13 protein-coding genes are annotated in these 14293 nt (G+C 73.8%); 5 read left to right on the forward strand and 8 right to left on the reverse strand.

The genetic code is table 11. The features are described 5' to 3' along the window. Positions 1-4: 4 nt before the first annotated feature. From RM609_RS08595 to RM609_RS08605, 3 genes are read right to left on the reverse strand one after another with little or no spacing between them, the layout of a single operon-like run. The gene (locus RM609_RS08595; RefSeq protein ID WP_311609305.1) at positions 5-1267 is read right to left on the reverse strand and encodes a cytochrome P450; all 1263 of its coding nucleotides are present in this window, start codon (positions 1265-1267) and stop codon (positions 5-7) included. After that, positions 1264-4581 (reverse strand): ferritin-like domain-containing protein, encoded by a 3318-nt coding sequence (locus RM609_RS08600; RefSeq protein WP_311609306.1) that lies wholly within the window; start codon positions 4579-4581, stop codon positions 1264-1266. The genes RM609_RS08595 and RM609_RS08600 overlap by 4 nt, the downstream gene beginning before the upstream one ends. Next, the gene (locus RM609_RS08605; protein ID WP_311609308.1) at positions 4581-6104 is read right to left on the reverse strand and encodes a flavin monoamine oxidase family protein; all 1524 of its coding nucleotides are present in this window, start codon (positions 6102-6104) and stop codon (positions 4581-4583) included. Before RM609_RS08605 ends, RM609_RS08600 begins: the two co-directional genes overlap by 1 nt. A 385-nt stretch (positions 6105-6489) precedes the next feature. On the opposite strand from RM609_RS08605, the gene RM609_RS08610 reads away from it, so the two are divergent. From RM609_RS08610 to RM609_RS08620, 3 genes are all read left to right on the forward strand, one after another. After that, a complete protein-coding gene (locus tag RM609_RS08610; RefSeq protein ID WP_311609310.1) occupies positions 6490-7410 on the forward strand; it encodes a DMT family transporter in 921 nt (306 codons plus the stop codon). 181 nt (positions 7411-7591) lie between these two features. Next, a complete protein-coding gene (locus RM609_RS08615) occupies positions 7592-8092 on the forward strand; it encodes an inorganic diphosphatase (RefSeq protein ID WP_311609312.1) in 501 nt (166 codons plus the stop codon). 40 nt (positions 8093-8132) lie between these two features. Then, positions 8133-9644, forward strand: a complete 1512-nt coding sequence (locus RM609_RS08620; RefSeq protein WP_311609314.1) for a hypothetical protein — start codon at positions 8133-8135, stop codon at positions 9642-9644. 5 nt (positions 9645-9649) lie between these two features. On the opposite strand, the gene ssgD is transcribed toward RM609_RS08620, so the two are convergent. Continuing rightward, positions 9650-10057 (reverse strand): spore wall synthesis regulator SsgD, encoded by a 408-nt coding sequence (ssgD, locus tag RM609_RS08625; protein ID WP_311609315.1) that lies wholly within the window; start codon positions 10055-10057, stop codon positions 9650-9652. 269 nt (positions 10058-10326) lie between these two features. Next, the gene (locus RM609_RS08630; RefSeq protein WP_311609316.1) at positions 10327-11532 is read right to left on the reverse strand and encodes a sensor histidine kinase; all 1206 of its coding nucleotides are present in this window, start codon (positions 11530-11532) and stop codon (positions 10327-10329) included. 166 nt (positions 11533-11698) lie between these two features. On the opposite strand from RM609_RS08630, the gene RM609_RS08635 reads away from it, so the two are divergent. Next, complete coding sequence (locus tag RM609_RS08635) at positions 11699-12787, forward strand: WD40/YVTN/BNR-like repeat-containing protein (RefSeq protein ID WP_311609696.1); 1089 nt, start codon at positions 11699-11701, stop codon at positions 12785-12787. Here the strand turns inward: RM609_RS08635 and RM609_RS08640 are convergent. Next, positions 12784-13083, reverse strand: coding sequence for a YciI family protein (locus tag RM609_RS08640; protein ID WP_311609317.1), 300 nt, complete (start codon positions 13081-13083; stop codon positions 12784-12786). The genes RM609_RS08635 and RM609_RS08640 overlap by 4 nt on opposite strands. An 80-nt stretch (positions 13084-13163) precedes the next feature. On the opposite strand from RM609_RS08640, the gene RM609_RS08645 reads away from it, so the two are divergent. After that, positions 13164-13862: an endonuclease V gene (locus RM609_RS08645; protein ID WP_311609318.1), complete on the forward strand. Its 699-nt coding sequence runs from the start codon at positions 13164-13166 to the stop codon at positions 13860-13862. 12 nt (positions 13863-13874) lie between these two features. Here RM609_RS08645 and RM609_RS08650 read toward each other — a convergent pair whose 3' ends face one another. Both RM609_RS08650 and RM609_RS08655 read right to left on the reverse strand, forming a co-directional pair. Next, positions 13875-14063 (reverse strand): hypothetical protein, encoded by a 189-nt coding sequence (locus tag RM609_RS08650; protein ID WP_311609320.1) that lies wholly within the window; start codon positions 14061-14063, stop codon positions 13875-13877. Further along, the gene (locus RM609_RS08655; protein ID WP_311609321.1) at positions 14060-14266 is read right to left on the reverse strand and encodes a hypothetical protein; all 207 of its coding nucleotides are present in this window, start codon (positions 14264-14266) and stop codon (positions 14060-14062) included. The genes RM609_RS08650 and RM609_RS08655 overlap by 4 nt, the downstream gene beginning before the upstream one ends. Between the last annotated feature and the right edge of the window lie 27 nt (positions 14267-14293).

Consider the following 14293-nt stretch of genomic DNA (forward strand, 5'->3'; position numbering starts at 1 on the left):
CCGGTCACCCGCGCGCCGGTGGGGGCTTGTCGCGCAGTTCCCCGCGCCCCTTCGGGGCGCACCCTCCCGTTCGTACCATCATCCTCTCCGGACCGTGGAAGATCAGGTCGTCCGTGTACCGGACCGGCTCGTCCGCCGGGGACAGGCCCGGCAGCCTCAGCAGTTCCGTCAGGCCGATCTCCGCCTCGGCCCGTGCCAGCGGCGCGCCCACGCAGTAGTGGATGCCCATGCCGAAGCCGGTGTGCCGGAGCGCGTCGCGGCGGATGTCGAGGCGGTCGGCGTCGGGGAAGTGTCCGGCGTCCCGGTTGGCGGAGCCCAGCACCAGGACGACCTTCTCGCCCCGGCGTATGCCGTGCCCCGCGATCTCGTCGTCCTCCTTCGCCCAGCGGCTGATCATCTGTACGGGCGGGTCGTAGCGCACCAGTTCCTCCACCGCGCCCGGCAACAGCTTCGGATCCGACCGCAGCGCCGCGAGCTGTTCCGGGTGGGCGAAGAGGGCCAGGAGCCCCTTGGCCACCAGATTGGTGGTCGTCTCGTGGCCCGCCGTCAGCAGATGAATGCAGGTGCCCACCAGGACGTCGTCCCCCAGCGGAAGGCTCTCCTCGGCCGCCAGCATCGCCGCGATCAGGTCCGCCGCGTTGGGGCTGCGCCCCGCCCGCCGCCCGGCCAGCTCGGCCCGGAAGTACCCGGCGAGCTCTCGCGCGGCAGCCTCCGCCACCGCGAACCCGTCGGACCGGCGGGCCGCCCGAGAGCTGGTCGCCTGCTGGAGGTCCACGGCCCGCTCGCGGAACCAGGGGCGGTCCGCCCGCGGCACCCCCAGCAGTTCGCTGATCACCAGGATCGGGAAGGGCGCGGCGAAGCCCGCCACCAGATCGGCGGGGTCCGCCGCCGTGAGCTCCCCGGTGAGCTCCGCCGCCAGCCGCCGGATCCGGGGGCGCAGGGCCTCCACGATGCGGGGCGTGAAGCTCTTCGCGACCAGCGCCCGTACCCGGGTGTGCTCCGGCGGGTCCATGAAGACCAGCCAGTTGGTGACCGTGCGCCGCAGGTGCGGGCACTCCTCGGGCAGCGCCGCGGGCAGGGCGCCCCGGCCGTAGTGCCGGCTGGTGAGCACCCGGGCCACGTCGGCGTGGCGGAAGAGGTACCAGGTGTCGCCGGAGCGGTGGACGGGGTCGAGCTCCCGGTAGGGCCGGTAGGACGCGTAGGGGTCCGCCGGATCGACGTCCTCCGGGCGGAACGGGGGCAGGGTCCGGGGCGATATTCGGCTCATGACGGGTCTCCTCCGTTGCGGCGGACGTTCCGGCGGAAGAAGTCGGCGTGGAAGGCCGCCATCTCGCCGACCTGGGACGGCACCGGCTCGCATTTGCGGGCCGCCGCCGCGAGGTGGTCGAGGCGCAGCGCCAGCGAGCGGCGCGCGACGTCGGGCCGGGGGACGAAGGAGGGCGGGGCGTCCAGTTCGAACGTCGGCCCGGCGGTCCGCCCGCGGCGACCGGACTCCATGGTGACCAGCAGCTCCGCCAGCGGGCGCATCATGCCGGTCATCACGTCGATGGAGGCGTTCATCAGCTTCGAGCGGCGCATGCTGCCGTCGGGGCTCTCGCCGAAGTGCTGGACCATCAGCTGGAGCATCACGTGGTACGAGCGGTTGAACAGCAGCGCCACTGTGCGCGCCTCCTCGTCCGTGATCGGGTCCTTCGCCGCGTCGCCCACGCCCAGCGTGGGGTTGCGCAGCACCGGGTAGGCCGGGCTCCAGGGCAGCAGCCGCCCGTATGGGCCGGGGACCCGCTCGGTGGTCAGGGCCTCGCCGATCCGCAGGAAGCTCTGGAAGTGCGAGGAGTCCGACGGCCCGGCGTCGCCGAGGGCGCCGCCCTCGCCCTGTTCGGTGATGAAGTCCACGGCGAACAGGGCGCTGGAGAGGTCGTCGACCTCCAGCTGGTAGTCGGGGTGGGTGGTGTTGACCGATTCGCGCATGAACACGTGGTGTTCGCCGCCGCCGCGCCCCTTCTCGACGAGGAAGAGGTCCGGGACGCGGCGCAGCCCCTCCCGGATGCCCGCGTACAGCTCGCTCACCGAGTTCCAGGTGAAGCCGAGCGGCCGGACGGGCCCGGGCCGGGCGCCGTTCTCGCGGCGCACCTCGGGTGTGAGCCCGGCCGGCTGTTCGATGGCGATGTAGCGCTGCACGCTGCCGACGCTCAGCCCCTCCAGGGCGAAGTCCAGCGGTACGGGCAGTTCGGCGTTGAGCGTGCCGAAGTCGATGTCCGGGATGTGGAAGGGCTCGCCCATGGCCGTGATGATGTTGTTGACCAGCAGGAAGTGGATCATCTCCTCGCGGGCCACGTTCAGCAGGGTGCCCCGGATCCCGTCGTCGACGGTGGCGCCGCCCTGCCCGCACGCGAGATCCAGCTGTTCCGCCGTCCACTGTCCGCGCCGTACGTACTCCCGCCCGGCGCCGTGCGTGGGCACCGAGAACGCCGCGTAGAGGTACTGGAGCATCACCGCGAGCTCCAGCGCGGCGGCCTGCTTGAGGACGGTCCACAGCTCGCCGCGCGTGGTGATCGCGGGCTCGGTCACGGGGATCGCCGGGGAGGTCAGCGGCGGGCGCGGCCGTTCCTGCTGGTTGCGCAGGTAGGCCAGCAGGAGGCGGGCCTTGGGGTCGGTCAGGTCGCGGGTGGGCGGCATGTAGTAGGTCTTGGCCTTGTTGCGCGGGTCGCACATCTGCCAGGCCAGCTCGGCGTAGGTCTCCACCTTGCAGCGGTCGGCGAGGCTGAAGACGTCGGAGCGCATGAAGGTGGAGATGTGCTCGTAGAACGCGAAGACCTCGCGGTGCAGCAGGGTGAAGTCGACGTCCTCGCGGGGGACGTCGTCCAGGTGCCAGTCGTCGGGCAGGACGCGGACGGACAGGCTGCCCGCGCCCGCCCAGTAGCCGAGGGCGTCCTCGTCGTCGTAGGCCGTCCAGGCGGAGCCCTCGGCGGCGGGGTCGGCGGCGGGCCGGTCGGCGGGGTCGGTGGTCAGCAGGACCCGGCAGGTGCCCGCCCGCTCGCCGCGCAGCGTGAGCAGGCCCCGGCCCCTCTCGTCGGTCTCCACGGCGCACTCGGCGGTGAAGCCGTCGTCCCCGCCGCGCATCCCGAGGTGGACCGCGTCCCCGCAGCGCGCCCCGGCGCCGCCCGCGACGGGGTCGGCGGGCAGGGCGCGCGGGTTGGAGTACTGGCGCGCGTGGACGGTCCCGGCGTTCGCCGGGCGGCCGCGGACGAACACGCGCAGCGGGATTTTGACGGAGTGGTCGCGGTCGTGTGCCCGGTCGCTGTGATGGAGCGTCACCAGTGACTCGTCGCTCTGGACGTTGACCTCCCGTTCCGCGAGCAGCACCGTCGGCTCCCCGTTCCCGGCCCGCACCAGCTCCAAGGGCTCGTCGGGGGCCGCCTCCCAGCCCGCCTCGGCGGGCACGGTGACGATGCCGGAGGTGAGCTCCCCGTCGTACGACCCGGCGGGCAGCCGGGCGAGGAGCCGGCCGGAGCGGGCCGATCGCAGCTCCAGGTCGCCGGCGTCCAGCGGCGGGCCGAGCCGGTGCAGCGGGCCCGGACCGGCCTCGGGCGCCCGGCCGGTGAGCGGCACGGCGGAGATCATGTTGAACGCGGCCCGGCCGCGGCCGACGTCCACCGTCATGTGGTGGAGCGGGCCGCCCGCCCCCGGGAGGGGGGCGAGCAGCCGGCCGGCGGGGTAGCCGCGCATCTCGTCGGCGTGCCAGGGCGCGATCGTCCCCCGCACCCGCCACAGGGCCGGTGTGTCCGGGGCGAGCGGCGAGGTCACGTCGTCCAGCGCGAACTGGACGACCAGGCCGTCCGCCCCGCCGCCCGTCACCGCCTCGCGCAGCGCGCGCACGGCGGGGGAGAGCCGGGCGTCCGGCAGCCAGCCCAGCCCGTCCGCGCCCTCCTCGGGAGTGACGACGAACTGGTGGACGGCGCAGTAGCCCAGCTCCCGGGCGAGCGCGTGCTCGCCCACGCCCTGGATACGGCGGAAGTCCACCCAGCGCGGCGGCTGGAAGCCCTCGACCGCGTTGCTGAGCATGTAGCCGTCGTCGTGCGAACGGCCCAGGCGCCCCAGGCCGAACCGGCCGATCATCAGGGCGGTGGTCCACCGGGAGGCCGGGTCGAGGTCGAAGACCCGGGCCCGGTTGACGGTCGTGCGCAGGTACTCGTTGTAGTGGCCCCACACGTCGACGCTGCGGCCGATGACCGGGTCGGTGGTGACCGGCGGGTCGCCGGCCACCGCGTCCGGGCCCTCGACGGAGACGATCCGGGCGTCCAGCAGGAAGTGGCCGTTGCCGTCGAAGTGCCGGCCCTTGGCCGCGCTGAAGGCGCCCTCCGCCGCCGCCGGGCAGGGGCGCCCGGCGGGGTCGAAGTGCGGCCCGAGCCGCTGGAGGTGGTCGTGGTACTCGGCGGCCGGCCGGTCGGCCGGGAAGGGCCGGCCGTCGCCGGTGAGGGCGCGGTTGACGGCCAGGTCGACGAGCCCGTTGCGCGGGCCCGTGGGCAGTTTGGTCGTCGCGGTGCCGGCGAAGTGCAGCCGGGGCAGATCGAAGACGCTCATCACAGGGCTCCCGCGGGGTTGGCCCGGCCGGGGACGGCCGTGCGGCGGCGGTCGTTGGCGAAGTCCGTCACTTGTGCGACGGCCCGGAGGGCGGACTCGATCGATCCGTCGATCCAGGCGGGCGACGTCGAGCAGTGCTCGCCCGCGAAGAACAGCCGGCGCGCCGGGCGGCCGGCGCGCAGCAGCTCCTCCTCGACCTCGCCGGGGCTCTTGCCCCAGCGCACGGCGCAGCCGGCCTGCCAGCGCGAGTCCCCCCAGGCCACGCTCACGGCCTCCAGCACCATGCCGGGCGAGAGCAGCTCGGGGTGGGCCACGCTGAGCTCGTCCAGCACCAGCCGGTGCCTGCGGCAGGCCGACATCCGGCCCAGCTTCCGGGCCTCGTCCCCGATGGTGTAGCTGGCCAGGAGAGTGGCGCCGCGCCCCGGTTCGCCGTCGACGGGCGGGTAGTAGGTCTGGCGGATCCGCCCCCCGGTGAAGGAGGCGCCGCCCTGGATGCCGCTCTCCCTCCAGAACGGCGTGCGGCAGAGGAAGGCCACCTTGGTGGCGGGGCAGTACTGCACGTCGCGCAGTACGGCCAGCTTGTCGGCGTCCAGGCCGCTGAGCCGCATCCGCCGTACGGCGGGGAACGGCGCGGTGCACACGACGAGGTCCGAGCGCTTGACGGCCGTCCGGCCGTCCGCCTTGACCTGGAGCAGGACGCCGTCGTCGCGGACGTCGACCCCGGTGACCCGGTGGCCGAGGGCCACCGTGCCCCGGAGGCGGCCCGCCAGACGGCAGGTCAGCTGGTCCATGCCGCCGTGCAGCCGCAGCAGGTCGGGGCTGGTCTCGGTGAGGATGTCGTCGAGGAAGCTGTTGAGCCGTCCGCTGCACCCGGCGCGGATGCCCGGATACGCGGCGAAGAACGCGTGGAGGTCGACGCGGTCCAGTGCCGATCCGTGTATGTGCTCGGTGATGTCGAGGTGGTCGACCATGTCGAGCAGCTGGCGGTGGAGGTCCGCGCGGAGCGCGTCCCGCAGGTCCGGGGGCGCGATGGCGTCGACGATGGCCGTCAGCCAGGTGCCGAAGACGATGGTGCCCGTCGAGTACCGGTGGTCCGGGCGCTGCCGGGCGAGCTCGGCGCGGAAGTCCTCGCGGAGCGGGCGGGCGGCGTCCCGGATGCGAATGAAGCCGTTCCGGGTGTGGAGATAGGCGTTCTCCTCGGAGAGGAGCGTGTCGAAGGTACGGAGTTTGTCGTCCAGCCCCATCTTTCGAACGTATTCGAGGGTGTGGCGGTGGTGGGCCGGAATGCGCATGGCGCCGAGCTCCACGGACGGTGCGCCGGGGCCCGGGCCGAACCGGTGGGTGAGGATGCGGCCACCGATGCGGTTGTTTCCTTCGAGGACTTCTACGCGATAGCCGAGGCGCTCCAGTTCGTAGGCGGTCACCAGGCCGGAGACACCGGCGCCGATGACGGTGACGTGGCGCCCACGCTGTTCGAATTTATCGAATGCGTGGGCATGCCAAACTGTGGAGTTCGCGGACATTGGTGGTTCCCCCCGTTAATGCCGTGCTTTCCCCGTTCGGGCAACCGTACAAATTTCATACGGAGCCGTCAGGACGCAATGGTATTTGAGGACGCTCGAAATCCGGCAGCGGATTTTTCCCCGGCGTCGACGAAATCGTAGACGCGGTACGGAGAAATGCGGCCGGGGATCGTCCGGAGATCCCATGGACCTTGCGCTCGCCCTGCCGGACGTGAACGACGAGGGTCCCACGGCGCCCGGCAACCCCTCGGATCATCCGGTCGTACTCCCAGCGGAGTACCGAAAAGCCCGTACTCAAGTACGACGACGTGGGCGCCCGGAACAGGCATCGTGGAGGCATGGAGCACGAGGTGACGGGCCGGAGAGCCGTGAGCGGGGGTGGCGGGTGAGCGCGCTCACCGTGGCGGTGCTGCTGTGCCTGGTGTCCGCCGTCTGCTACGCCGGAGCGGCCATCGCCCAGGAGCGCGTCGCCGCCACCGGCCCCGGCGGGGGGTACGCGCCGCTGCGGCGTGCGGGCTGGTGGGGCGCGGTCGCCCTCACCTGCCTCGGCGCCGGGCTGCACGTGGTGGCCCTGGCCTACGGCCCGCTGAGTCTCGTTCAGCCGCTGGGCGCGCTGACGATCGTCTTCGCCCTGCCGATGGCCGCGCTGTTCGCCCGCCGCCCCGTCGGCGCGGCGGGCCGGCGCGGCGCGCTCCTCGCCACGGTGGGGCTGGCGGGGCTGCTGAGCCTCACCGGGACGCCGCACGGCGACACCCTCGACCGCGCCGGCGCCGAACGCCCCCTACTCGCCGTCGTGGCCCTTGCCGCCGTCGCACTGGCGGCCCTCGGCGCCCGCCGGCTGCGCCACCCGGGCGCCCGGGGCGTCGTGCTGGCCGCCGCGGCGGGCACGGCGTTCGGCATGGCGTCGGTCTTCACCAAGGCCGTCGCCGAGGACTGGACGACGCGCGGCGTCGGCGTCCCGGCCCTGCTGCCGGGCCTCGCCGCGATCGCGGTCCTCGCCCTGGCCGGGATGTTGCTGTCCCAGGCCTCCTACCGAGGCGCGGGCCTCGCCGCCCCCCTGGCCACCCTCACCGTCGTCAACCCCGTGGTCGCCGCGGCCATCGGCGTCGCCGAACTCGGCGAGGTCTTCCGCTACGGGGCCACGGGCGCGCTGCTGGCGGCCGTGGCGGGTGTGCTGGCGGCGACGGGGGTGGTGACGCTGACGCTCCAGGACGCGAAGCGTCCTGCGGACAGCTTCACCCTGCCCCGGGCGCGCCGCCCCGAACGCGGCCTCGTCCCGGCCGGCGCAGACCCCGACCAGGGCTGACGCCCCCGGTTTGTGGGCAATCGTTCCGCAGGGCTGGGGGCACCTCCCAGCGGTAGCTGGGGGAGGGTGGGCACAAACCGGCCCACCGGGCCGCACCGTGCGACGGCGAACGCACCGTGGCGCGCGAAGCACAGATCGCGCCACCATGGTGCCCTCGCCGAACCCCTCCGGAGGAGAGCCCGTGGATTTCGATGTCGTCGTAGAGATCCCCCAAGGCAGCCGCAACAAGTACGAGATGGACCACGAGACCGGCCGCATCCGTCTCGACCGGATGTTGTTCACCTCCACCCGCTATCCCGCCGACTACGGCTACATCGACGAGACCCTCGGCGCCGACGGGGAGCCCCTCGACGCGCTCGTGCTCGCCGGGGATCCCACCTTCCCCGGCATAGTCATCCGGTGTCGTGCGATCGGGATGTTCCGGATGCGGGACGAACAGGGCGAGGACGACAAGGTGTTGTGCGTGCCCTCCGGCGACCCCCGGCATGAGCACGTGCGCGACCTCCGGCATCTGCCCGAGTTCGACCGGCTGGAGATCCAGCACTTCTTCGAGGTCTACAAGGAGCTCGAACCGGGCAAGTCCGCCGAGGCCGCCTGCTGGGCGGGCCGGGTCGCCGCCGAGGCCGAGATCAGCGCCGCCCGCGCCCGGGCCAAGGCGGCCGGGGCCGGCTCGCCCTGGTAACCGAGCCAAGGGTGGCGGCGATGCGGTAGAAGAAGGGGGCATGGCCACCACCGACCGGCGCGCCGAGCCCGCTCCCACCGCTTCCGCCGCCATGGAGGGAAACGGTCCGCACCACGACGTACGCCTGGCGACGGTCGCCGTCGCCTTCGCCGTACTGCAACTGTGCTACGCCGTCGCCCACATGGACCTCGGCTGGGACGAAAGCGTCTACCTCTCACAGGTGGACCCCCGTAACCCCGCCGCCTTCTTCAGCGCCCCGCGCTCACGCGGCATCAGCTTCCTCGTCGCGCCCGTCATCGCCCTCACCCCCTCCGTCCCCGTACTGAGGGTCGTGCTGGTACTGCTCTCCTCGCTCGCGCTGTTCGCCGCGTTCCGGGTGTGGGAGCCGCTGCTGGGCAAGGGGCGCGTCGCGCTCGCCGCGCTGCTTTTCGCCGGGCTGTGGATCACCGTGCTCTACGGCCCGGAGGTCATGCCCAACCTCTGGCTGGCGCTGGCCGCCGTCGCCGCCGTCGGCTGGTTCCTGCGCGCCCGCCGCGACGCCCCCGGCCTGCGCCGGGCCCGTACGGGGCTCGCCGTCGCCCTCGCCGCCGCCGCGCTCCTGCGCGCCCCCGACGCCGTCTGGCTCGCCCTGCCCCTGCTCGCCGCCTGCGCCGGACTGCGGGCCTGGCGGACGCCCGGCACCACGGCCGCCGTCCTCGGCGGGCTCGCGGCCGGCGGCGCGCAGTGGGCGGTCGAGGCGTACACGCGCTTCGGCGGCATCGGCCGGCGGCTCGCCCTCTCCAGCGACACCGAGGGCGGCATGGGCGCCCACCTCGGCGCCGGCCTCCGTGCCTCCTACCGTGCCCTCAACGGCCCTCAGCTCTGCCGCCCCTGCCGTATCGCAGGCCCCTCCGTCACCCACTCCCTGTGGTGGCTGCTGCTCCCCGTCCTCATCGCGGCCGCCTGCGCCCTCGCGCTGCGCGCCCGCCACCGGGAGCCGGAGGCGGCCGCCGCCACCCTGCTGCCCGTCGCCTGCGCCCTGGCCCTGGCCGCGCCCTATCTGCTCCTGCTCGACTACGCGGCGCCCCGCTTCCTGCTGCCCGTCTACGCGCTGCTCGCGCTCCCCGTCGCCGGTCTCGCCGCGCACGCCGTACGGGCCGCGGGGGCGTCCGGCGGCCGATGGGCCCGGCTCGCCTCCGGCGCCCTACTGTGCGCTGTCCTCACCGCCCACCTCGCCGTGCAGATCGAGGAGCTGCGGGTGAACACCGCCGACGCGCGCGACACCACGGTCCGCTACCGCCGGGCCGCCAACGAGCTCGGCCGCCTCGGTGTCACGGCCCCCTGCCTCGTCACCGGCCCCCGGGCCCAGCCCATCGCCTACGAGGCGGGCTGCGCCTCCGCCCAGACCGCGGGCAACAACCTCTCCCACACCACCGACTACATCGTCCGCACCGCCGCCCGGATCCCCACCGCGCTGCTGTACGACACGCGTCACCCCTACCTCCCGCCGTACGCGCGCCGGTGGCACTTCCACCCGCTGCCGGGCACCGACTGGCTCGCGTACGTCCCCTGACGTGCTCAGGCCAGCAGGGCGGCCAGGTCGCTGTCCACGTCGAGGTGCCCGGCCTCGGCGCCCGCCGGCACCTGGGCGTAGGTGTGCGCCAGGAAGGCCCGTAGTTCCGGGGTTTCGATCTGCACCATGGCCACCCCCTCCAGCGCGTGGAACTCCAGTACCGTGCGGTGCGGGCCGCACGGCCACACCCGTACGTCCCCGCCGCCCGCCGAGCGCAGCAGGCCCCGGGCCAGCAGCTCCCGGGCGAAGGCCCACTCGACCTCGTCGCCGTCGAGGGAGGCCGTGGGCGGGAAGACGACGCGCACGGCGAACGGATCGGCGCTCTCGTAGCGCAGGAGCGCGGGGACCGTCCGGGAAGGCGGAGCCGACGCGATGATGCGTGCCTGGACAGCCTGTTCGATGACAGTGGACAATGCCGGCTCCCTTGCGTTGGTTTCCCGGTGTTCCCGGTGATTACCCGGTGGTGCGCTTCCGTGCCGTTGTGACTTCCTCTGCTTTACACAGTGAGACGGCGGAACGATCGTGGTCGTGCACATGAATCAAGCGTGAGCTGCGTCACGGCCCTTGAAAAAGAAGACATTTGTCATTGATGGCAATGAACTCCAAGGAATACGGCCAAGGATGGGCGGACCCGGACCACCCCGAGCCGCATCCGGTCCCCTCACGGTCGCGCCAGGTCCCCTCACGGCCGCGCCGGCAGGACCGCCAGCAGCTCCCAGCCCCCGTCCGGCACCGGCCCGGCCGTCAGCGAGCCGCCGATGGCGTCCGCGCGCTCGCCGACGCCCACGAGCCCGAGCCCCCCGCTGTCCTCCGGCGCGCGGGGCGCGGAAGGCGTGCGCGCCGGCCCGCCGTCGTCCCGCACGGACACGAACAACCGTTCCCCGGAGCGCCGCAGCGACACCCCCACGGCGGAGGCGTCCGGGCTGTGCTTCGCCACATTGGCCAGGCCCTCGCCGACGATGCGGTGGACGGAGGCGCCCAGTCCGGGCGCCAGCCCCTCGTCGAATCGGGGGTCGACGCTCAGCGTGACCCGCGCCTCCGGGTGCACCTCGCGGAACGCCGCCACCAGCTCGGCCGTACGGTCCAGCCCGGGCGGCGGAGCGCGGTGCGCCTGGTCCTGCTGGAGCACCTTCAGCAGCCGCCGGGCCGTCGTCATGGCCTCGTCACCGGCCTCCTGGATGTCGCGCAGCGACGCGGCGACGCGCTCGTCGTCCGCCAGCGACCCGGTGGCCTTGGCCAGCAGGGTCATCGCTGCCACGTGGTGGGCGACGAAGTCGTGCAACTCGCCCGCCAGCTCCAGCCGCTCCGCCTCACGCGCGGCGGCCACCGCCCGGGCGCGCTCGGCGTCCCGGCAGCGCAGGCACAGACCCAGCGCCGTCACCCCGGCCACGACCAGGGCGTACGCCACGACGGTGGTGCTCAGCGCGTCCGCGTCCCGCACCGGCGCCGCCAGGATCCCGGCGGCCAGCGCGATCCCCAGCGGTACGGCCTGCCGTACCGGGGTGCGCCAGGCGACCGCGCCCAGCAGCGCCAGCAGCGCGGCGCTCTCGGTGATCCCCCAGACCGGCATGGGCTGCCCCGCCGTCAGCAGATAGCCGGTCGCCGACCACGACACCGCCACGGCAGCCGCCGCCCGCCCTGCCAGCGTTGCCCAGGGCAGCAGACAGGCCGCCACCAGCAGCCCGGCCAGCCACACCACCAGATGCGCGTGGTGCCCGCCCGCGTACTCCGGATGCCCGGCGCCCCTGCTCAGCACCCGGCCCTCCAGGATCCACAGCCCGCCGAGCGCGGCCACCAGCCAGCCCCGGCCCCGGACCGGCGTACGGGCGGGTGTACGGGCCGGTGTGCGGGCGGCGCGGGCGGAGGAGGGCAGGGGGATCTGTGTCATTGCTTCACGCTAGGCAGGGCGTCCCCGGCCCCGGATCGCCCGTGCGGCCACCGGTCACCGGCCAAAAGGATGAAACTTTGACGTTCTCGTCGCCGTGGACCTTGTCGTGGACCTTGTCATGGACGGTCCCGCCGCGCCTCCGCTAGCTTCCCGCCCCATGAGACGCATGGGAAAGACCTTACGAACCCTGCTCACCGGGGCCTGCGGAGCCGCCCTCGCCCTGGGCGCGACGGCACCGGCACGGGCCGCCGCCCCCGACCGTCATATGGCCTGGGAGCTCAAGGACACCGGCACCGACGCCCGCTTCCGGGGCCTCGCCGCCGTCAGCCGCGCCACCGCCTGGGCGGCGGGCACCAAGGGCACCGTCCTGCTCACCCGGGACGGCGGCACCACCTGGCGCGATGTCTCCCCGCCCGGGGAGCGCGGGCTGGAGTTCCGGGACATCGAGGCCTTTGACGCCCGGAACGCCGTCGTCCTCGCCATCGGCGAAGGCGAGGCATCAAGAATCCTGCGGACGGAAGACGGCGGCACCACCTGGACGGAAGCCTTCCGGAACACCGACCCCAAGGCCTTCTACGACTGCGTGACCTTCTTCGACCGCCACCACGGCCTCGCGCTCGGCGACCCCGTCGACGGCAGGTTCCGCCTCCTGGCCACGGACGACGGCGGCCGCGCCTGGCGGCCCCTGCCCGCCGCCGGACTGCCCGCCGCACTGAGCGGTGAGGCGGCCTTCGCCGCGAGCGGTCAGTGCGTGGTCGGCTCCGGCCCCCGTGACGCCTGGATCGCCACCGGCGGCGCGAACGTCTCCCGGGTCCTGCACTCCACCGACCGGGGCCGCACCTGGACCGCCACCGAGGCACCCCTGCCGGCGGGCGACGCCGCCCGCGGCGTCTTCGGCCTCGCCTTCCGCGACCGCGCCCACGGCCTGGCCGTCGGCGGCGACTACCGCACAGGGCAGCCGTCGCCCCGCGCGGCCGCCGCCAGCGGCAACGGCGGCAGGACCTGGCACGTCGCCACCACACCCCCGGCCGCCTACCGCTCCGGGGTCGCCTGGCTCCCGCACACCCGCACCACGGCCCTCGCCGTAGGCCCCACCGGCAGCGACCTCACCACCGACGGTGGCCGCACCTGGCGCACCTTCGACACCGGCTCGTACGACACGGTCGACTGCGCCCCGGCCGCCACGGTGGGCGCGGGCTGCTGGGCGGCGGGGGAGAAGGGACGAATAGCGCGGCTGGCGCTCCGGAAGGGTTAGGAGGGCAGCTCCTGCCGGTACGGCTCCATGGCCTGGGACGTCTTCGTCGGGATGAACTCGGTGACGGTGTACTCGGCCACGCCCGCCACCGTGAACGGGTCGCTGCGCGTGATCTCCTCGATCTTCGCCCGGTCCAGGCCCACCGCGAGGATGATCCCGCCGTCGCGCGGGACCTTGCGGCCGGAGGCGATGAAGACGCCCGTCTCGTAGTGGGCCTCCAGCCAGGCCACGTGCTCCGGCAGAGCGGCGTCGATGCGCTCGATGGGAGCGATGTAGGTAAGTTCCAGTACGAACATGATCGCCAGGCTACGCCCAGCCGCCCGGGACGGCACCCCCGCCCCGGCGGCGGGGTGCCGTCCCGGTACCGTGGGCCACCATGATCGACGCACCCCGCCCCCTGCCCACCGGCTGGCCGACGACCGAGGCGGAAGCGACCGCCGTGCAGGACGAGTTGCGCGGTCGTGTGATCCTCGACGAGCCGGGCCCGGAGCCGGGCGCTCCGCTGATCGCGGTGGGTGTGGACGTCGCGTACGACGACGAGCGGGACGTGGTCGTCGCGGCGGCCGTCGCCCTCGACGCCGCGACTTTCGATGTCGTGGAGGAGGCGACGGCCGTGGGCCGGGTCGCCTTCCCTTATGTACCGGGTCTGCTCGCCTTCCGGGAGATCCCCACCGTCCTCGCCGTCCTCGACCGCCTCACGGTCACCCCCGGCCTCGTCGTCTGCGACGGCTACGGCCTGGCCCACCCCCGCCGCTTCGGCCTCGCCAGCCACCTCGGCGTCCTGACGGGCCTGCCCACGATCGGCGTCGCGAAGAATCCCTTCACGTTCACGTACGACGCGCCGGGTTCGGAGCGCGGCGACACGTCCCCGCTGCTGGACGGCGCGGAGGAGGTCGGCCGGGCCCTGCGCACCCAGCGGGGCGTCAAGCCCGTCTTCGTCTCGGTCGGCCACCGCGTGAGCCTCGACCATGCCTGCGCGTGGTCGCTGGCACTGTCCCCCCGCTTCCGGCTGCCGGAAACCACCCGCGCGGCCGACTCCCTCTGCCGACGGGCGCTGGCAGAGGGAACCGGCTGACCCCGGGCCCCCTTACGAGGGGTGGTTGACCGGGTGGTCCGGGTGCGCCCGGGCCCAGTGCGTCTTCTCTGCCGCCTGGTACTGGGCGAGGGCCATCGGGTCGCACCGTTCCACGGCACCGGCCTTCGCGCGGGCGAAGAGCGCGCACTGGGCGCAGGGCGTGCCGGGCACTCCGCCGGTGTGGGGGAGCGGGATCGTCACCGGACACCTGCCGCGCGCTTCTCGTCGGGGCGCGCCAGCCGGAGTGAATCGGGGCTGGCATCCCACTCGCGCCCGCCGCCCGGTGGGCGGAGCTGCGCGCGGCCGCCTTCGGTGGCCATGAGGCAGCCGAGCCGGTCGAGGCGGGTGTCGATCAGCCATACGCCGGGGCGGTAGGTGATTGTGGCAGCGGTTTGCGTCGTCATTTGTTCGAACCTCCGGGTGTTCCACGC

Origin of the sequence: Streptomyces hesseae (assembly GCF_031845785.1) — a bacterium.
Lineage (GTDB): Bacteria > Actinomycetota > Actinomycetes > Streptomycetales > Streptomycetaceae > Streptomyces > Streptomyces hesseae.

Coding starts and splice junctions, on each gene's coding strand:
- RM609_RS08595 (WP_311609305.1), bottom strand. CDS start 1,267: ATGAGCCGAATATCGCCCCGGACCCTGCCCCCGTTCCGCCCGGAGGAC.
- RM609_RS08600 (WP_311609306.1), bottom strand. CDS start 4,581: ATGAGCGTCTTCGATCTGCCCCGGCTGCACTTCGCCGGCACCGCGACG.
- RM609_RS08605 (WP_311609308.1), bottom strand. CDS start 6,104: ATGTCCGCGAACTCCACAGTTTGGCATGCCCACGCATTCGATAAATTC.
- RM609_RS08620 (WP_311609314.1), top strand. CDS start 8,133: ATGGCCACCACCGACCGGCGCGCCGAGCCCGCTCCCACCGCTTCCGCC.
- RM609_RS08630 (WP_311609316.1), bottom strand. CDS start 11,532: ATGACACAGATCCCCCTGCCCTCCTCCGCCCGCGCCGCCCGCACACCG.
- RM609_RS08635 (WP_311609696.1), top strand. CDS start 11,699: ATGGGAAAGACCTTACGAACCCTGCTCACCGGGGCCTGCGGAGCCGCC.
- RM609_RS08640 (WP_311609317.1), bottom strand. CDS start 13,083: ATGTTCGTACTGGAACTTACCTACATCGCTCCCATCGAGCGCATCGAC.
- RM609_RS08645 (WP_311609318.1), top strand. CDS start 13,164: ATGATCGACGCACCCCGCCCCCTGCCCACCGGCTGGCCGACGACCGAG.
- RM609_RS08655 (WP_311609321.1), bottom strand. CDS start 14,266: ATGACGACGCAAACCGCTGCCACAATCACCTACCGCCCCGGCGTATGG.